This window comes from Rhodococcus olei (assembly GCF_039540555.1).
In the GTDB taxonomy this organism is placed as follows: Bacteria; Actinomycetota; Actinomycetes; order Mycobacteriales; family Mycobacteriaceae; genus Rhodococcus_G; species Rhodococcus_G olei.
The window spans coordinates 21,489-40,842 of the sequence record NZ_BAABFB010000009.1 but is presented as its reverse complement, the minus strand read 5'-3'; the positions used below and the strand labels follow the sequence as shown (position 1 = coordinate 40,842).

The window sequence follows — 19,354 nt, the reverse complement described above, 5'->3', positions numbered from 1 at the left end:
AGATACGTGACCGACCGGTCAGCTCATACGTGACCGACCGGTCAGCACCCACCGTGCACGGCATCAACCCCCGGAGACCACGCGGATCTGTTCGGCCCGGTACGCCTCGACGCGTGTGTGGCTGTTCACCACCAAGCCGTCGACGATGTCGGTGAACCCGTCACCCGCCCCGCTCCCGCCGGCCCCGAGCAGGATGGTCGGCACCAGGCTGGTCAGGGCCGTGGTGACGATCACCTCGACGGCCATGTCACGATCCGCCAGCGATGCGGTCAGCAGCTTCAGCCGCTCGTCCATCTGGCCGTACGTGACGCGGGTGCCGTCGTGCTCGAGTGCGATCTCCGCGGACGCGAACTCCGCCACCTCGGCGACCAGCCTGGGCAGGTCGTCGACGGTGGGCGCGGCCGCCGCGCGCTCGACGACGCGTGGCGCGTCCCAGACGTCGATGTCGCCGACCGCCATCCGGCTGTCGTCGGTGACCGCCTGCAGCAGGAACAGGAACCGGTCCGCGAACTGCGCCACCGTCTCCTCGTCGAACAGGTCCGCGGCGTAGACGAACGACGCGTCCAGGCTGGTCACGGCACCGGTCTCGTCGAGGATCTCCTGCAACGTCAGCTGCAGGTCCATCTTCGCCAGGACCAGGCCGCCGTCGTACTCGGTGGCGGTGAGCTCGGGCAGTTCCAGCTTCGGCCGGCGCAGGTTCTCGAACGAGAGCATCACCTGTGCGAGCGGAGAGTAGGCCGACGACCGGACCGGGTTCAGCCGCTCCACGACGCTGTCGAACGGGACGTCCGCGTGGGCGAACGCCTCGAGGTCGGCCTTCTTCGCCCGCGCCAGGGCGTCCGCGAAGCCGCGTGAGCCGTCGATCTCCGTCCGCAACACGAGCGTGTTGACGAACATGCCGACGAGATCGTCGAGTTCGGCCCGGCCCCGACCCGCCACCGGGGTGGCGATCGCGATGTCCGCACTGCCGGTGAGCCGCGCGAGCAGCGCCGCCAACGCGCAGTGCAGCACCATGAACAGGGTGGCGTCGGCGCGACGTGCGGTCGCCTGCAGCGCGGTGAGCAGCTCGGGGTCGATCGTGAAGTCGACCTTGCCGCCCCGCATCGACTGGTGAGGCGGCCGGGGACGGTCGACCGGCAGCTCGATCACCGCGGGCATGCGGGCCAGCGCCCGCTCCCAGAAGTCGAGCTGGCGGACGGCCAGCGAGTCCGGATCGTCCTCGGACCCGAGCACCGCGCGCTGCCAGAGCGCGTAGTCCGCGTACTGCACCGCCAGCGGCTGCCAGGCCGGTGCCTGACCTGCGGTGCGCGCGGCGTACGCGAGCATCACGTCCCGCGCCAGCGGGGCCATCGACGATCCGTCCGCACTGATGTGGTGCACGACCAGGGCGAGGACGAAGTCGTCGTCGGCGACCCGCAGCAGCCGGGTACGCAGCGGAGCGGTGGTGGTGACGTCGAATCCCTCCGAGGCGAACTCGATCACCGACGCGGTGACCGCGTCCGGTGCGACCGGAACCGGGTGCAGGTCGACGGTCACCTCGGACGCGGGCAGCACCACCTGGTGCGGCACCCCCTCGTGCGCCGGGTACACGGTGCGCACGGACTCGTGCCGGGCCAGCACGTCGGAGACCGCGGCCTCCAGTGCCGCGAGGTCCAGCCGGCCCTGCATGCGCACCGCGATCGCGATGTTGTACACCGGCGACGTCGGGTCGAGCCGGTTCATCAGCCACATCCGCTGCTGGGCCAGCGACAGCGGCACCCGCTCCGGTCGCTCGCCGGCGACCAGCGGCACCGCCGGTGCCTGACCGGCGGCGCCCGCCGCACGGACGGCCAGCTCCACCGCGGTCGGTGCCTCGAACACGTCCCGGACCCCGATCGCGGCGCCCATCGTCGCGTTCACGCGGGCGACGACCTTCGTCGCGGACAACGAGTTGCCGCCCAGGTCGAAGAACGAGTCGGTCGTCGAGACCCGGTCGAGCCCCAACACCTCGGCGAGCACCGACACGACGGCGGCCTCCGCCGGCGTGGCCGGGGCGACGTACGCCTCGAGATCCGAACCGAACACCGGCGCGGGCAGCGCCCGGCGGTCGAGCTTGCCGACCGTCGTCAGCGGGATGCTGTCCAGCTCGATGATCGAGGAGGGCACCATGTGCGCAGGCAGGTGCTCGCCGACGAACTCGCCGACCTCGTCGTGGTCGAGGTCGGCGCCCGTCCCGGCGAGGACGTAGCTGACCAGCACGGTCGCGCCCGACGGCGCGGTGGCACCGATCGTCGCGGCGAACTCGATGCCGCGGTGCCGGGTGAGCACCGCGTCGATCTCACCCAGCTCGATGCGGAAGCCACGCACCTTCACCTGGAAGTCGCTACGACCGACGTACTCGACGACGAGCCGGCCCGGACGGTCGGCGTCCGGCGCCCACCGCACGATGTCGCCGGTGCGGTACATCCGGTCGCCGGGGGCCCCGAAGGGGTTGGCGACGAAGCGCTCGGCCGTCAGCGACCGTCGGTCGTGGTAGCCGCGGGCGAGGCCCGATCCGGCGATGTACAGCTCGCCGCTGACACCGACCGGCACCGGTCGCAGGCCGGCGTCGAGCACGTAGCCGGTCTCGCCACGGATCGGACCACCGATGTCGATCGGCCGGCCCGGCGTCATCGGGCTGCTGATGTTGCTCATCACGGTCGTCTCGGTGGGACCGTATCCGTTGAACATCCGGCGCCCGGGGGCCCACCGCTCGACGAGTTCGGGTGCGCAGGCCTCACCGCCGACGACCACGACCTCCAGCGCGTCGAGCCCGGTGGGGTCGACCGTGGCCAGCGCGGCCGGCGTGATGAAGGCGTGGGTAACCCGGTGCTCGGCCAGGAACGTGTGGAGTTCCTCGCCGCCGTAGTTCTCCGCCGGGGCGACCACCATCGTCGCCGCCGCTCCGAATGCGAGGAGGAGTTCGAGCACCGACGCGTCGAAGCTCGGCGACGCGAAGTGCAGCACCCGCGACGACGGGGTGACCGCGTAGTTCTGCCGCTGGTACTCGGAGAGATTCGCCAGGCCGCTGTGGGTGACCTCGACGCCCTTCGGCAGCCCGGTGGTACCCGAGGTGTAGATCACGTACGCGACGTTCGAGGCCGACACCGGCCGGTGCCGGTCGGCGTCGGTGACCGCGGCCGCCGATGCCCCGGCCACCTCGGTGACGGTCGCCTCGTCGTCGAGGGTCAGCCAGTCGACGGTGTCCGGGAGGCCGGCGCGGCGAGCACCGGTCGTCAGCCCCACCGTGGCGCCCGAGTCGGTGATCATCAGTGCGACTCGTTCGGCCGGGTAGCGCGGATCGACCGGGACGAATGCCGCGCCGGTCTTGGCGATCGCCCAGGTCGCGACGACCGAGTGGATCGACCGCGTCAACGCCAGCGCGACCGCCGACTCCGGCCCGAGGCCACGCGCGAGCAGCACCCGCGCCAGCCGGTTGGAACGCTCGTCGAGTTCGGCGTAGGTGAGCGCGCTCCCGTCTGCGACGACCGCAACGCCGGCCGGATTCGCGACGGCCGCGGCGCCGAGGATCTCCGGCAGCGTGCGCGTCGGCAGCGCATCCTCACCGCGGACGCCCTGCAGCCGCGCACGCTCGTCCTCGCCGAGGATGTCGATGTCGTGCACCGACCCGGCCGGATCGGTCGCGATCGCGGTCAGGACACGCACGATCCGCGCCATGATCTCCGCGACCTCGTCCCGCCCGATCACATCGGGCAGGAACTTCGCGGTCAGGTGCAACGCCGGATCCGTCATCGCGACGATCGCGAGCGGGTAGTGCGTCGCGTCGTGCGAGGTGACGTCCTGGACCCGCAGGCCGGCCTGGTCACCGAACGTGGCCAGCGCCTCCCGGTCGAGCGGGTACGACTCGAAGACCATCAGGGTGTCGAACAGGACGCCGACACCGGCGGCCTGCTGGATCTCGGTCAGCCCGAGGTGGTGATGGTCGAGCATCCGGGCCTGCTCGGCCTGGATCCGCTGCAGCAGCGTCTCGATCCGGTCGTCACGTTCGAGGCGGACCCGGACCGGGAGCGTGTTGATGAACAGGCCGAGCATCGACTCGACGCCCCGCACCTGCGGCGGCCGACCCGAGACCGTGGTGCCGAAGACGACGTCGTCGTGCCCGGTCAGCCGGGCCAGGACCACACCCCACGCGGCCTGGACCAGCGTGTTCATCGTGACGCCGAGCTCGCGGGCCCGCTCGGTCATCCGGTCGAGCAGGTCGTCGGACAGGTTGACGGTGAGCTCGGCCGGTGCCGTGGTCGTGACGTGTTCGTCGGCGGCCGCCGGCACCAGCAGCGTCGGCTGCTCGATCCCGGCGAGGGCCTCCGTCCAGGCGTCGGCGGACACCCGCAGGTTCTGCTCGGCCAGCCAGGCCAGGTAGTCCCGGTAGGGCCGGAACCGCGGCGGCTCGACGCCGTCCTGGGTGGCGTACAGCGTCAGCAGATCCTGGATCAACAGCGGCAGCGACCAGCCGTCGAGGAGGATGTGGTGGTTGGTGATGACCAGGCTGAACCGGCCCTCGGGCCGCCGCAGCAGCAGGAACCTGATCAGCGGCGGCGCGGCCATCTCGAAGTGGTCCGTGCGCTGCGCCGCGATCAGCCGCTCGACCTCGGCGTCGCGTTCGGCTTCGGGCAGGCCGGCGACGTCGACCTCGCGCCACGGCACTTCGACGTCGGCGACGACGACCTGGACGCCCACGCCGAGATCGTCGTGCACGAATGCGGTCCTGAGGTTGGGGTGCCGAGCCACCAGTGCGCACGCGGCGCGGCGCAGTCGTTCGGTGTCGACGACACCGCCGAGGTCGAGCACGAGCTGGGTGGTGTAGACGTCCGCGGCGCCGTCCGCCAGGGCCGCGTGGAACAGCAGACCCGACTGCAGCGGGGACAGCGGCCACACGTCGGACACCGCGCCGAAGCGGGACTCGAATGCCTCGATCCGGGACTGGGACAGCTGCACCAGGCCGAGGTCGGACGGCGTGAGGCCGCCGGCGCCGGGTGTGACGGCGCGCGCCGCGACCGCCTCGAGCGCCCGCGCCCACAGCCCGGTGAACCCGTCGACGTCGGCCGCGTCGAGCAGTCCCGCCGGGTAGTCGATCGTGGCGGAGAGCCGCGGCCCGCCGTCGCCGTCCGCGACCACCGCGTTGACGTCCAGGACGAACGCCGCGCGCAGTCCCGCGTCCCGGCTGCCGGTGAATCCGTAGGTGTCGGTGTCCGGAACCCACGCGATGTCCCGGTGCTCGGCCGGGACGTCGGTCGCGGCGACCCGCCCGAGGTAGTTGAAGCTGATCTGCGGGGTCGCGAGCGCAGCGAGCTGCCGGGCGGTCGCCGGGTTCAGGTGACGCAGCAGGCCGTACCCCACGCCGCGCTCCGGGACGGCCGCCAACTGCTCCTTGACCGTCTTGACCGCGGCGTCGGCGGCGCGTCCGCCGGACAGCGCGTCGTCGAGGTCGACGGCGGCGGTGTCGAGCCGGACCGGGTACATGCTGGTGAACCAGCCGACCGTGCGCCCGAGGTCCGCCCCCGGCTGCAGGGACTCCTCGCGCCCGTGACCCTCGACGTTGATCAGGACCGAACGCTCGTCCACCCCGCGGCCACGCCGCCACGCGGCGACCGCGACGGCCAGTGCGGCGAGCAGGCCGTCGTTGACGCCGCCGTGGAACGCGGCGGGCACGGCGGTGAGCAGTGCGTGGGTGGTCTCGGGTGACAGCTCGAACCGCGCCTGTTCGGTGGTCGCGACGGTGTCCGCGTCGGTCAACACCCGGCTGCCGAGGTCGGGGTCGGCGCCGGCGAGGGTGCTCGTCCAGAAGTCCAGTTCGCCATGTACGGCCGCGCTGCCGGCGGCCTTGACGAGGCCGTGCGCCCAGCGCCGCATCGAGGTTCCCGTCGGCGCCAGCTCGGGGGCCTGACCGAGCCTGACCTGGGACCAGGCAACCGTGAAGTCCGGCACCAGGATCCGCCACGACACGCCGTCGACGGCGATGTGGTGCGCGACCACGAGCAGGCGGTCGCGGACGGCGGGGTCGGCCGTGGTCAGCCACACGAACCGCACGACGGCACCCGACGCGGGGTCGAGGGCGTCGGCCGCGCGCTCTGCCGCGGCGGCCACCGTCGCCGCCATCGCGTCGCTGCCCGGCGCGTCGGTGCACTCGACCGTCTCGATCAGGCTGTCGACGTCGACGGTCCCCGGCGCGGCGACCGTCATCTTCCAGCCCGACTCCGGGTCCCGGCGCAGCGACGACCGCAGCATGTCGTGCCGGTCCAGGACCGCGCCGATCGTGCGGACGAGGCCGGACCTGTCCACGTCGGTGGGCAGGGTGAGCAGCACCGACTGCGAGAACCGGTGGAAGTCCGGTCCCAGCTCGGTCATCCAGTGCACGACCGGGGCGAGCGGCAGCGACCCGACGCCGGCGCCCGGGAGTTCGTCGAGGGTGGCCGGCTGCGTCACGTCGGCAATCGGGACGATGACCTCGGCCAACGAGGCGATGGTCTTGTGCTCGAACACGTCGCGGGCGGTGAAGTGGAGACCCCGCTCCTTCGCCCGCGCGGCCAGCTGGATCGACACGATGCTGTCGCCACCGAGCGCGAAGAACGATTCGCCGACGCTGATCCGGTCCCGGCCCAGCACCTCGGCGACCAGGGCGGCGAGCGCCTCCTCCATCGGCGTGCGCGGCGCGACGAACTCGCCCTCCGACTGACCGAACTCCGGTTCCGGCAACGCTTTTCGATCGATCTTGCCCGAAGCCCCGACCGGCATCTCGGCCAACGGCACGATCAGGTCCGGCACCATGTAGCTCGGCAGCACCGAGGCGACGTGCTCGGTGATCGACGCCGGGTCCACGTCGTGGCCGGGCGCAGGCACGACGTAGCCGACCAGACGCTGCCCGAGCGGGCTGTCGCACACGACCGCGACCGAGAGGGCGATCGACGGGTGCGACCCCATCGCCGCCTCGATCTCGCCGAGTTCGATCCGCAGGCCGCGCACCTTGACCTGGAAGTCGGTGCGCCCCAGGTACTCGAGAGAACCGTCGATTCCCCACCGGACCAGGTCGCCGGTGCGGTACATCCGGGACCCGTCCGCGGCGAACGGGTTGGTCACGAACCGGGCGGCGGACAGATCCGGGCGACCGTCGTAGCCACGGGCGGTCTGCGCACCGGCGAGATAGAGCTCGCCTGCCGATCCGACCGGCACCGGTCGCAGGTGGTGGTCGAGGACGTAGGCCTCGGTGTTCCACACCGGACGCCCGATCGACACGGTCGAACCCAGCTCCTGCGCGACCTCGCCGGCACTGGCGTGGACGGTGAACTCAGTCGGACCGTAGAGGTTGTGCAGTTCGGCGTCACACACCGCGCGGAACGCCTCCGCGACCGCGGGCGGGAACGCCTCGCCGGCGACGAGGACGAGCCGGAGCCCGGCGATCCGGTCCCGGCCCGCCTCGGCCGTGAACAGCGAGAGCATCGACGGGACGAAGGAGGTGGCGGTGACCTGTTCCCGCTCGATGACGTCGGCGAGGTAGCCGGGGTCCAGGTGCCCGTCGGGTTCGGCGATCACGATCCGCGCGCCGCTGACGAGCGGGGAGAACAGCTCCCACACCGACACGTCGAAGGTGACCGGCGTCTTCTGCAGGATCGCGTCCTGCGGCCCGAGACGGTAGGTGTCCCGCACCCACAGGATCTGGTTGAGCGCCGACGCATGGCTGATCGCGACGCCCTTCGGGCGGCCGGTCGACCCCGAGGTGTAGATCACGTACGCGAGGTGCGCCGGGTGCAGCGGGGCGGTGCGGTCGGCATCGGTGACGGGCGCGTCCGAGATCCCCGCGAGGTCGACGCGGTCGATCTCGACGACCGGGACGTTGCCCGGCAACCGCACCCGGTCCCGCGCGACGGTCAGCATGCACAGCGGCCGCGCGCTGTCGAGCACGAGGGCGGTGCGCTCGTCCGGGTGGTCGGGGTCGATCGGGACATACGCACCCCCGGCCGCGAGGACCGCGTAGATCGCGACCAGCGAGTCCACGGACCGGCGGATCGACAGCGCAACCTTCGACTCCGGTCCGACACCGCGAGCGATCAGGACACGCGCGAGCCGGTTGACGCGCGCCTGGAACTGCGCGTACGTCAGCTTCTGGTCCCCGAACACGACCGCCGTCGCGTCGGGCGTGCGCTCGACCTGATCCCGGAACAGATCGACGACCGTCAGTGCCGGGACGGCGACCTCCGGCCCGTTCCAGCCGGCGACGACCTGGGACTGCTCGGCGTCACTCATCACCGGAATGCCCGAGATCGGGGCGTCCTCGTCCGCGGCGAGGAACCGCTCGAAGAAGTCGAGGAACCGGCGGTGATGCCCGGTCAGTTCGTCCGCGGTGTAGAGGTTCGGGTTTCCCTCGAAGTCGAAGTGGATCCGCGATCCGCCGACACCCTGGTAGATGTTCAGCGACAGGTCGTCGATCGGCCCCGTCGTGAGCACGTTCTGGCGGCCGACGACCGAGCCGAGCTTGATCTCGTTGTGGAAGAGCATGATGTTGATCGACGGGCCGAAGAACCCGCGACGATCCTGCGCCCCACCGGCCTCGCGGCGAATGTCCTCGTGGCGGTACCGCTGCCGACGCAGTGCGCCGGTCAGTTCCAGCCGGGCGCTCTGCACCAGATCCGCAACCGTGGTCCCCTCGGGCACCGCGAGCCGCAGCGGCACGATGTTCGACATCATGCCGCCGGAGCGACGCAGGGTCGCGGTGGTGCGCGCGGACACCGGCAGGCTCAGCACCACGTCTTCGGTGTCGGTCATCCGCGCGAGATACGCGGCGAACGCAGCGACCGCGGTCGGGGCGGTGCTTCCGCTGGCGGCCGCCTCGGCCGCGGCGAGCAGCTCGGCCGCGAGGTCGGGCAGCGCGTCGGACGCGACGTGGGCGTGCAGGCCGATGTTCGCGGCCCGTCCGGCAAGACTCGGCGCGTCGGGAAGATCGACCGTGCGCTCCGCCCAGTACTCGCGGTCCTTCGCGAACCGGACCGACTCCCGATAGGCCGCCTCGTCCTCGACGATCTTCTCCAGCGACTCCGCCCGGCCGGCGGGAGGTTCCTGTCCCTCGACGAGGGCGGAGTAGATCTCCGCGATCCGGGAGATCAGCGCCATCGCGCCGAAGCCGTCCAGCGCGATGTGATGGATACGACAGAACCAGAGGTAGTGGTCCTCGCCGACGTGCAGCAGGTCGACGACGACCAACCGGTCGGACAGGAGGTCGACCGGGGCGCTGTACTGACGGCGCATCCAGGCCTGGGCCGCGGCCATCGGCTCGGTCTCGTCGCGGAAGTCGACGTAGCCGACCGCGTCGTCCATGTCCATGTCCACGAACTGGTACGGCGTGCCGTCCGCCTCGATGAGGCGCAGAAATCCCGACCCGAACTCGCGCCCGGTCTGAATGCTCGCGGCGCTCAAGAGGTCGAGGTCCACGTCCCCGCGAAGCTCGATGTACTGGGCGATCGTGAGAGGAACGTCACTCACTGCGTGCTGGGCGAACCAGATGCCGCGCTGTGCGACCGACAACGGGAATGCTCCTTCAGGAACATGACCGTTGGCTCCAGCTGCATCTCCCGACACCAAAAGAGTTACTCCGTTCTCGAACGCACCGACCTGCGTCTGTTCTTCTCTGCTTCCGCGTGGTCCGCCCCACCGACCTTCGTCCACCACGTGCACAGACCGCTCAGGCTCGCACACATCGAACGTCTCACCTGTGGGACAGGGGAAAAGTCACACGAAGCCGGTCATTGTCCCCTCTGATCGAGACTGACCGCAAACCGCCGTGTCGCCCCTGTTCACGTGGGTCGGATGGCGGCGGCCCCGCGGCCCCTCACCCGGTCACGTCGAATTCGCCCGCCCCGAAGTCACCCAGCCGGAGGAACGTCCCGGACCCGGAGGAACGTCGTGTAGTTCAACCACCTCGCCGAGTCTCCTTCCGGTGTTCCGGCCGACGAGTTGTCGGCCTCGGCCAATCACCATATCGGGTCGGCTCGGCACCCCGTTACGTATAACGACCGTCCGGTAACAACCGGATCTCGGCTGGTTCCGAGAACTCCTCACAGCTACTTCCCCCCGATACGAGACGATGACACTCGGCGTCCGCTCCCGAGCGAAAGCCGCCCGTGATCCTCCCACATGCCAGGATGAATCCCCCGCATTGCCCTGGTGCCGCCGTCCCCCGCCCCGCGTACCGGGCAATTCGCCGTGTTCGGCTCGAATCCTCCACCAGGACACCGACACGGTGCCCCGATCACGGCGAGGTCTCGCGACGGCCCATGGGACCGCCGCAACCCGGTCTCTACCTGGTGTCGACGTCGTCGACCAGCCAGCGGTCACCGTCCCGAACCAGGCTGACGACCATCCGGTACTTCTGCGTGTTGCCCTGCGGTGAGACCGCGTTGGTCGCCTGCTGGTCGGCGAACACCAGCACGACCGCGCGGCCCGTGTCGAGGGACTCGACGCCCACGTGCTCGACCGTGGCGGTGGCCTTTCCCTTGCCGTCGGTGACGATCTGACGGAGTGCGTCGACCATCTGGTTGTACTTGCCCGCGAACTCGGGGGTCGACCGGGCGGCGATCACGTCCCGGTTCGCGTCCAGGCTCTCGTAGTCGAACGACGACAGCGCGACCGCGTAGTCCCGGGCGGTGTCCGTCGCCTCGGTGCGCAACCGGTCGGTCTCCCGGTCGTGGAGCACCTGCAGGAGCAGTGTCACGGACGCGGCCAACAGGGCGAGCACGAGAAGCAGGGCCGGCAGCACCCGGGGACACCGCACTCGGGCGCGGAGTCCGCCGCCGGTCCGCGGCTCGGGTTCCGGCGCGCCCACCGCCTCGGGGGTCGCGTCCTCGGCGGTGCGGGTCCGCGTGCCGGTGCCCGCGGGCGCCGGGGTGTCATCGTGGGCCATCGAGATCCTCCAGGAGCTTCGTCCACTGGTCCAGTGCCTGCGCGCCGGTCGGGATCAGGATCGGGTCCGCCACGACCGGCGGACCGATCGGGGTTCCCGGCGTGGTGGCGTTCTGCAGGCCCAGGTCGTTGGGCCGGGGCGCGTTGCGGGAACCACGCTGCGCGATGTTCTTGCCCGGCGGGCAGTAATAGGTCAGATTCGGCTGGGTGGGGCTCTCGTCACCGACCGCCCGGCGCAAGGTGTCGTAGTTGCACACCTGCCCCTGCGTCGCGACCAGGGTGAAGTTCGCGCGGTCACCGGTGACGATCGACTCGAGCTTGCCGAGGCCGCGCGGGATGTCCACGAGCCCGGCGCTCAGCGACGCGTCCCGGTCGGCGACGATCGGGACCACCGTCACGAGGTTGGCGAGGACCGCGCCGAACGTGTCGTGGTAGCGGTCGAACAGGTCCTGCGCGCGGCCGAGGGCCGCCGGTGAGGTGTCGGCGAGGTACACGAGCACGGGTGCGTTGCTGTCGAGCTGCTCGGTGAAGTTGCGGGCGGCGCCCATCCCACGGACGAACGCACCCGACTGTCTGGCCATCGTCGTGACGAGGCGGGCGGTCCGCCCGAGCAGCGACGTCAGCGCGGGCGCCTGCTCGTCGAGGGTCGCGGTGAGCGTGTCGCCCTGGTCGATCAGGCCGGCCATCGCCGGGCCGAGGCCGTCGAACGACGCGCCGAGTTCGGTGCCCAGGTCGCTGACCGCCTGGGGGTCGATGCCCGACATCAGGTGCGACGCCTGGGTCATCAGTTCCCCCATCTGCACCGGCTGCTCGGCGTCCGGTGCGGCGAGTTGATCGCCGTCCCGCAGGTAGGGCCCGCTGGAGGTGTTCGGATAGATGTCGACGTTCTGGATACCGGCGGCGGTGCCCATCCCGACCTTGGCAACACTGTCCACCGGGATCCGGGTGCCGGGGTCGAGCTCGTAGTCCACGCGGGCGCCGTGGACGTCGGGATCGAGCCGGACGCCGGCGACCTTGCCGACGGCGACGCCGCGGTAGGTGACGGCGGTCCCGGCGGTGAGTCCCCGGGCGTCGGTCATCACCGAGTACACCCGGACGGGCGTGCCGAACGCCTGCGGACCGATCACGTAGTCGACACCGAACGGGATCACGACCACGGACACGAGGCCGAACAGGATCAGCTGGACCAGCACGAGTCGTCTCATCGGTGTCCTCCCCGCAGCAGTGCCGCCAGGTCGCCCGCGGTGCCTGCCACCGGCGTCGACGCCGCCCCGCCCGGGAGCGGGCCGCCGGTGAGCAGTTTCCGGATGCTCGCCGGGACGTCGAGGGCACCGTCGAAGTTCAGGTAGTCGCCGTGGACGGAACGGATGAAGTTGCCCATGAAGGTGTTCATCGAGTCGAGGGTCCCCCCGATCTCGGAGTTGAAGGACGCGAGCGTCGCGACCACGGTCGAGGCGTCGGAGATCATGCCGCCCAGGCCGTCGGGTCCGCCGCCTGCGACCGCGTCGGCGGTTTCCGCGAGCTGTGTGGTCGAGCGCAGCAGCGACGCGATGCTGTCGCGCTGCGCGCCGAGCACCCGAACCGCGGCGGGCATCGCGTCGAGATATCCGTCGACGACGGACTGCTGCGCGGTCAGCCGACCGCTGATCCGGGTCGCCGTGTCGATCGCCGCGTCGAACTCCCCTCGATTCGCGTTCGCGGTGGCCATCAGGGTGTTCATCGTGTCCATCAGGCCGCGGACCTCGCCGGAGCGACCCGCGAACGCGGCGTCGAGTTCCTCGACGACGGTCTGCAGCTGGCCGAGCCCGCTGCCGGTGACGATCGTGCCGACAGTGGCCAGCGCGCTCTCGACCTGCGGTCCGATCGTCGTGGCGGACTCGACGATCACGTCCCCGTCCCGGAGCGGCCGCGCCGACGGGTCCGGCGGCGGGGTGAGCCGGATGAACGGGTTGCCCAGCGCCGACGGCAGTTCCACCGAGGCGAGCACGTCGGCGGGCAGTTCGGTCTGCTGTTCCAGGCTCAGGCGGGCGGTCGCCCCGATCGTGTCGGTGGCGAGCGATCGGACCCGGCCGATCACCCGCTGGCCGGTGCGCACGTCGGCGCCCGGCAGCAGACCCTCGGCGGTGGCCAACTGGAGGGTCACCGTGTAGGCCGGGCCGTCCGCGGTGCGCCCGAGCGGCAGGTCCTGCATGCCGACCCCGCACCCCGTGAGCGCGAGCGCGCAGGCGGCGACCGCGACCAGCCGAATCGTCCTGTGTCGCATCAGTTCCCCTCGGGCTGCCGGGCACCGCCGAGCGCGGACACGATGCCGAGCGGGTCGGAGGCGCTGATCGGGAACGAGATCGGATTGGTCAGGCCGGCACCGGTGCACAGCGGCAGCGGGTACTTCTCGCACAGCGGTTTCAGGGCCGCGAACTGGGTCAGCGCGGTCGAAACGTTCAGCCGGATCCGGCCGCGGTTCGTGTCGTCGATGCCGTTCGAGAGGTTCTGCATCAGCAGCGGCACCAGGTCCATGAACTCCGCGAGGCCGGCCTGGTTGGCGGCGACCGTGTCGCCGAGCACGCGCACGTTGTCGGCGACCGTGCCGACCTCGTCGCCGTGCCGGCTCATGAAGGTGTTCACCTGATCGAGCACGACCCGCAGATCCTGCAGCGGTCCGGTGAGGTCGACGCCCCGTGCGGCCCATTCGTCGCCGACCGCGCCGAGGTCGGACACCAGCGCGTCGAGACTGACCTGACGGGCGTCCAGGGCCGCCATCAGACCGTCGAGGTTCGTCACGAGGGCACCGATGTCCTCGGCCCTCGCCCCGACGACTCCGGTTGCGGCGCTGAGGTTCCGGACCGCCTCGTTGAACTGCTCGCCGCGACCGCGCCACCCGTCGGCCGCCTTGGTCAGCAGGTCGCCGACCTGTCCGTTGCCGCCGACCGCCTCGGTGAGCGCGCTCAGGCTCCCCATCAGTCCGTCGAAGTCGATCGGGGCGTGGCTGCGTTCGGGCGGGATCTGCGCGCCGTCGGCGAGCGTGGGGCCGCCCCGGTAGGTGGGGCCCAGTTCGATGTGCCGGTCGCTGATCACCGACGGGTTCAGCACGTAGGCACTCGCGTCGGCCGGCAGCACCACGTCGTCGGGCATGGTCATCGTGACCCGGACGGTGGTGCCCTGGGGGTCCACCTCGGTGACGGTGCCGACCGGGACCCCGAGCACGGTCACCTTGCTGCCGGGGTAGATGCCGCCGACGTAGGCGAAGTTCGCGTACACGGTCGTCGACCGGTCGGTGCCGGCGAACACGTACCACGCCGCGGTCGACACCGCTGCGACGAGCACCAGTGCGGTCACGACGAGCGGCCGGCGGCGCCGCGGAGCATCACCGTCGCCGTCGCCGACGGTCGGCACCGGCGGGGTGCTCATCTGCACCCCTGCATGACGCCGAGGGCACACAGCATGTTGTCCGGGATGATCGCGGACGGCGCGTTGACGTCCGTCCAGGCGCCGTTGCCGGTGGAGTCCGTCGCGGCCCGCAACGCGGGCGGCAACCTCTGCACGATCCGGTCGATGGCGGCCGCGTTGGTCTTCAGTGTGCCGGTGACGGCGACCAGGTTCTCGACCAGCGGGCCGATCTCGTCCTGGTGCGCGGTCATCGTCGTCGACAGTGTCGCGAGGACGGACCCGAGGTTGTCGACCAGCTCGGTCAGCGCCTGCCTGCGTAGGGCGAGGACCGCCACCACGGTCTGCGCGTTCTTCGCGGTCGTGGCCAGCGAATCACTCTGCCGGACAACCAGGTCCGACAGGCTGCGGGACATCCCGAGCAGCTGGTCGACCTGTTCCCCGTTCCGCGCGAGTGCGGCGGAGGCGCCACTGAGCCCGGTCAGCGCCTTCCCGATCTGCTCGGAGCCGTCGGGCATCACCTGCGAGAGGGTGGTGAGCATGGCCTTCATCGCATCCAGGTCGACTCCCCCCGCTGCCGCGGTCGCGTCCCGGCTGACGTCGTCGAGGCTGTACGGGACGGTGGTCCGGGCGAGTGGGATGACGGTGTCCCCGTCGTCCACACCGGCGGGCACGACCTCGAGGTAGCGCTTGCCGAGCACCGTCTCGAGCCGGACGGTGGCGGTGGTCCGGTTGCCGAGCGGCTGGTGGTTGTCGAGCCGGAAGTCGACCCGCACGTGGTCCCCGGCCAGCTCGATGCCCTCGACGCGACCGGCGGGCACGCCGGCCACGTACACCGGGTCGCCGGCGGACAGGCCGCCGGCGTTGTCCAGTTCGGCGACATGGGGACTCGTCCGCACCTGATACCACACCTTCGGCGCGCCGACCGCCACGGCCAGCCCGCCGACGAGCACGACGATGCCGAGCGCACCCAGCGCCATCGGGGTGCCGCTGCCCCGGCGCTCGCCTTTGAACAGGAACGCGGTGATGCCGACCAGGACGTCGATCACCTTGACCAGAAACATCATTGGCACACCTGCGAGTGGGTGGAGCCGAAGATGTTCGCTTCCATGTCCCCCGCCTTCAGAATCATGTTGCACAGGTAGAGGTTGACGAATCCGCCGTAGCTGGTGATCCGGTTCAGCGCGGCCCCGAACTCCGGCATCCGGTCGACGAACGCGGTGAAGTCGTCGGTGTTCTCGACCCAGGTGCCGGTGACCGACGTCAGGTCGGTGAGCGAGGAGCCGAACGCCCCGCTGGAGCGGGCCATCGCCTGTGCGAGATCGGCGACCGCACGGTTGCCGTCGCCGAGCAACGCGACGATCTGGTCGTTGTTGCCGACGATCGCCGAACTGAGCCCGCTCAGGCCGGCGAGCAGCTGCTCGAGCTGGGGGGAGCGCGCGTCGACGGCGCCGAGCAGCGCGGTCATGTTGCCCATCAGCTGCTCGATCACGCCCCGGCGGTCGGCGAGCCCGGTGCTCAGGTCGCCGATCTGGGTCAGCAGGGTCGACACCGTCCGGCCCTGGCCGCCGAAGGTCTCGACGAATCCACGGGTGAGGGCGTTGACCTGGTCGGGTGCCAGCGCGTCGAACAGCGGGCGGAAGCCGTCCATCAGTGCGGTCAGGTCGATCGGCGGCGTGGTGCGGTCGACCGGGATGGTCGAGCCCGGGCTCAGGACGTCCTCCGGCCCGCCCACCGCGACCGTCCGCACGCCGGTGCCGGGCGGGTTGGTCAGCGCGATGTAGCGGGCGCCGAGCATGTCCCCGTACCGGACCGCGGCCGTCACGTCGGTACTGAGGGAATGGTCGGACTGCACCTCGATGCGGACGACGGCCTTGCTGGTGCCCCCGCCGGCGTCGGCGAACGCGATGTCGTCGACGCGTCCGACCCGGACCCCCGCCATCATGACGGAGTTGCCCGCCGTCAGGCCCTCGACGTCGGTGAACTCCACCGTGTAGCGGTCGGTGTCGCCGCGGACCGGGACCTGCAGGGTGTTCGCGACGAGGACCGCCGATGCGATCCCCGCGGCGCAGAAGCCGATCACCTTGGCGACCGGTACCCAGCCGATCGTCATCGGATCGTCACCTCGCTTCCCCGCACCAGCGGCCCGAGCATCATCACGGTCGCCGGGTTCGGTTCCGCTGCGGGCAGTCCGGCGATCCCGCGCAGCTGGGACTCGAGCAGCCCGAGCACCGGCGCCTCCCGGGCGCCGTCGACGACCGCCGCCGTGTCGGCGGTCGGTGCGACGGGCGGTCCGGGGCGTGCGGTGCCCCGCGTATCGGGGGTCCCGCTGCACTGCGCCCCGTACTCGTCGCCGTAGTGCGGGCAGTCGACGCCGGTGTACGGCATCGGGTCCTCGAACGTCGGAACCGCGGTGATGTCGAACTTGCCGGTCGCGAACACCCGCGCGCCCGCGTCGCCGAACGCCTGCGCCCCGGACAGGGTGCCGCGCAGGCCGGCCGGGTTGGCGGCCGTGGTCGCCAGCACGGTGCCGGTCGCGTCGACGACGGTGGTGATCGCCTGCCGGTTCTCTCCGAGGAATCCCGCTGCGGTGGAGGCGAACCCGGCCGCCGCACCGAACATCGCCCCGACCGCGCCGTCGTGTGCGACCAGGTTGTTCGACACCGAGGTCGCGGCCGTGAGGGTGGCCAGGACGTCCGGGGCGGCGGTGTCGAGCGCGGACAGGACGGTGGTGAACTCCGGTGTCGCGTCGAGGAACTGCTGGGCGGCCGGGGCCAACGCCGGCGCCACGGACCCGAGCCGGTCGACGATGCGTCCGATCTTCTCGCCGCGCCCGTCGAGTGCGTGGCCGAGTGCGGTCAGCGCGGTCTGCATCTGCTGCGGCTTCATGCGGTCGAGCAGGTCGACCATCTTCGTGTAGACCCCGTACAGCGCGACGGCGTCCGGCCCCTGGTCCACGGTGATGGTGTCGCCGTCCGCGAGCGGTGCCGGGTCGGGCGCGGTGCCCGGGTCGTCGACGAGGTCGATGAAGATGTCGCCGAAGAATGTGCGCGGCACGACCCGCGCCTGCACGGTCGACGGGATCTGCCCGATCGAGTTCGCGGCGATCTGCAGGCTCACCACCGACGACTGGGCGCCCGAGTCGATCCCGGCGATCCGGCCGACGTTCACGCCGGTGTAGCGCACCGGTGCCTCCGCGGTGATCAGTCCGGCCGAGGCGGGGATCGCGACCGTGATCTCGGGGTCGCGGTGCAGGTTGCCCGATCCCCGCAACACCATCAGGACCGCGACCACCACGCCGACCAGAACCGCGACGAGCCCGCGCAGCGCGAGCCGGGCCCGGGAGCGTCCCGTGAATCGGTCCACGTCAGATCCCCAGTCCGGGGATCTGCGGAACGAGACCCCACAGCGCGAACGTGAGGAGGACGTCGAGCACACCGATCGCGAGGATCGCGGTGCGCAGGGCTCGTCCGGCCGCCTGCCCGACACCGGACGGGCCGCCGGACGCGTGAAACCCGTACGAGCAGTGCACCAGCGCGACGACGACCGCGAACACCACGGCTTTGAACGCCGAGTACACCAGGTCCCGGGGCGCGAGCGCGAGGTGGAAGAAGTAGTCGTAGGTGCCCGCCGAGGCCCCGCCCCAGACGACGATGACCAGCCGGGTCGACAGGTAGCTGGCGAGCAGTCCGATCATGTAGATCGGGATGACGCACACCATCGCGGCGAGCACCCGGGTGCCGGCGAGAAACGGAATCGACCGGATCGCCATCGCGTCGAGCGCATCGATCTCGTCGGAGATGCGCATCGCGCCGATCTGGGCGGTGAATCCGGTTCCGACCTTGGCGGCCAACGCGATCGCCACGACCACCGGTGCCAGTTCGCGGGTGTTGGCGATCGCGGAGAGCATTCCCGACATCGTGGTCATGCCGACGAGTTCGAGTCCGCGTTGGGTTTCGACGCCGAGCATCATCGCCGCTGCGAGCGACATCGCGAACACGATGCCGATGGTGCCCCCACCGGCGAGGATCGAATTGGTGCCGAAACTGACCTCGCTGATCTGGGCGAGGACGTGCTTGCGATACCGGACGAGGGCGAACGGTGTCGAGGCGATCGCCTTGCCGTAGAAGGTGACGTGTTTGCCGACGTCGACCAGGCCGTCGTACCCGGCCCGGACGGGCGCGGTCGCACGGTACATCCGGTACCGGACGTCGATGCCGACCATCAGTAGGCCCCCACTGCAGGCACCATCACGGTGTACAGCGCGGACAGCGCCGTGTTGACGATGAAGACGAGCGCGAACGCGATCACCACCGCCTCGTTCACCGCGTCCGCGACGCCGCGCGGCCCGCCCTTGCTGTGCAGCCCCTTGAACGTGGCGACCAGGGTGGAGGTCAACGCGAAGACCGCGGCCTTCACGAGGGCCATCACGAAGTCGGACAACCGGCCGTACTGGCTGAAGGTGGCCATGAACGTTCCGGCCGGAAGGTGTTGCACGTAGATGTGATAGAGGTAGCAGGCCATCACGCCGCCGAAGGTCACCATCGAGCAGAGCGCGAGCGAGACCACGACGGCGGCGACGAGCCGGGGGGCGACGAGCCGCTCGACGGCGTCGATGCCCATCACCTCGAGCGCGTCGATCTCCTCACGGATCTTCCGCGACCCGAGGTCGGTGCAGATCGCGGACCCGGCGACTCCGGCCATCATCAGCGCGCACACCAGCGCCGCGGCCTGGCCCACGATGATGAACGCGACGACGGCCCCCGAGTAGCCGCCCGCGCCGATGCGGCCCGCGAGCTCGCCGACGGACACCGCGATGAAGACGCCGATCGGAATCATCAGGAGCAGTGAGGGTCCGGTGCTGACCCGTCCGATGAACAGGGTCTGGGTGATCGTCTCGCCCAGCGACAGCCGTCGCGTGAGTGTCGCGCGGATCAGCCCGACGATCGAGAGCACCGCGAAGCCGATCAGGTGGCCACCCTGGTTCGCGACATCGCGCACCGGGCCCTTGGCCACCGGCAGTTCGTACGTCATCGCCCCACTCCCC

At 70.9% G+C, this 19,354-nt stretch carries 10 protein-coding genes; all 10 read right to left on the bottom strand.

Features of this window, described 5'->3' with window-relative positions; all coding sequences use genetic code 11:
- Positions 1 to 63: 63 nt before the first annotated feature.
- The 10 genes from ABD951_RS01305 to ABD951_RS01260 all read right to left on the bottom strand — a co-directional run bounded on the left by ABD951_RS01305 (position 64) and on the right by ABD951_RS01260 (position 19,341).
- Positions 64 to 9,552, bottom strand: coding sequence for an amino acid adenylation domain-containing protein (locus tag ABD951_RS01305; RefSeq protein WP_345341281.1), 9,489 nt, complete (start codon positions 9,550 to 9,552; stop codon positions 64 to 66).
- Positions 9,553 to 10,324: 772 nt separating this feature from the next.
- A complete protein-coding gene (locus ABD951_RS01300) occupies positions 10,325 to 10,927 on the bottom strand; it encodes a mce associated protein mas1a (RefSeq protein WP_345341279.1) in 603 nt (200 codons plus the stop codon).
- Positions 10,914 to 12,131, bottom strand: a complete 1,218-nt coding sequence (locus tag ABD951_RS01295; RefSeq protein WP_345341277.1) for an MlaD family protein — start codon at positions 12,129 to 12,131, stop codon at positions 10,914 to 10,916. The genes ABD951_RS01300 and ABD951_RS01295 overlap by 14 nt, the downstream gene beginning before the upstream one ends.
- Complete coding sequence (locus ABD951_RS01290) at positions 12,128 to 13,189, bottom strand: MCE family protein (protein ID WP_345341275.1); 1,062 nt, start codon at positions 13,187 to 13,189, stop codon at positions 12,128 to 12,130. Before ABD951_RS01290 ends, ABD951_RS01295 begins: the two co-directional genes overlap by 4 nt.
- Positions 13,189 to 14,331, bottom strand: coding sequence for an MCE family protein (locus ABD951_RS01285; protein ID WP_345341273.1), 1,143 nt, complete (start codon positions 14,329 to 14,331; stop codon positions 13,189 to 13,191). Before ABD951_RS01285 ends, ABD951_RS01290 begins: the two co-directional genes overlap by 1 nt.
- Positions 14,328 to 15,371 (bottom strand): MCE family protein, encoded by a 1,044-nt coding sequence (locus ABD951_RS01280; protein ID WP_345341365.1) that lies wholly within the window; start codon positions 15,369 to 15,371, stop codon positions 14,328 to 14,330. Before ABD951_RS01280 ends, ABD951_RS01285 begins: the two co-directional genes overlap by 4 nt.
- Entirely contained in the window at positions 15,371 to 16,420 is a 1,050-nt protein-coding gene (locus ABD951_RS01275; RefSeq protein WP_345341271.1) for an MCE family protein, read from the bottom strand. Before ABD951_RS01275 ends, ABD951_RS01280 begins: the two co-directional genes overlap by 1 nt.
- The gene (locus tag ABD951_RS01270) at positions 16,417 to 17,673 is read right to left on the bottom strand and encodes an MCE family protein (protein ID WP_345341269.1); all 1,257 of its coding nucleotides are present in this window, start codon (positions 17,671 to 17,673) and stop codon (positions 16,417 to 16,419) included. The genes ABD951_RS01275 and ABD951_RS01270 overlap by 4 nt, the downstream gene beginning before the upstream one ends.
- A gap of 1 nt (position 17,674) precedes the next feature.
- Positions 17,675 to 18,532, bottom strand: a complete 858-nt coding sequence (locus ABD951_RS01265; RefSeq protein ID WP_345341267.1) for an ABC transporter permease — start codon at positions 18,530 to 18,532, stop codon at positions 17,675 to 17,677.
- Positions 18,532 to 19,341 (bottom strand): MlaE family ABC transporter permease, encoded by an 810-nt coding sequence (locus ABD951_RS01260; protein WP_345341265.1) that lies wholly within the window; start codon positions 19,339 to 19,341, stop codon positions 18,532 to 18,534. The genes ABD951_RS01265 and ABD951_RS01260 overlap by 1 nt, the downstream gene beginning before the upstream one ends.
- Positions 19,342 to 19,354 lie beyond the last annotated feature (13 nt).

Coding starts and splice junctions, on each gene's coding strand:
- ABD951_RS01280 (WP_345341365.1), bottom strand. CDS start 15,371: ATGTTTCTGGTCAAGGTGATCGACGTCCTGGTCGGCATCACCGCGTTC.
- ABD951_RS01300 (WP_345341279.1), bottom strand. CDS start 10,927: ATGGCCCACGATGACACCCCGGCGCCCGCGGGCACCGGCACGCGGACC.
- ABD951_RS01290 (WP_345341275.1), bottom strand. CDS start 13,189: ATGCGACACAGGACGATTCGGCTGGTCGCGGTCGCCGCCTGCGCGCTC.
- ABD951_RS01275 (WP_345341271.1), bottom strand. CDS start 16,420: ATGACGATCGGCTGGGTACCGGTCGCCAAGGTGATCGGCTTCTGCGCC.
- ABD951_RS01285 (WP_345341273.1), bottom strand. CDS start 14,331: ATGAGCACCCCGCCGGTGCCGACCGTCGGCGACGGCGACGGTGATGCT.
- ABD951_RS01295 (WP_345341277.1), bottom strand. CDS start 12,131: ATGAGACGACTCGTGCTGGTCCAGCTGATCCTGTTCGGCCTCGTGTCC.
- ABD951_RS01260 (WP_345341265.1), bottom strand. CDS start 19,341: ATGACGTACGAACTGCCGGTGGCCAAGGGCCCGGTGCGCGATGTCGCG.
- ABD951_RS01265 (WP_345341267.1), bottom strand. CDS start 18,532: ATGGTCGGCATCGACGTCCGGTACCGGATGTACCGTGCGACCGCGCCC.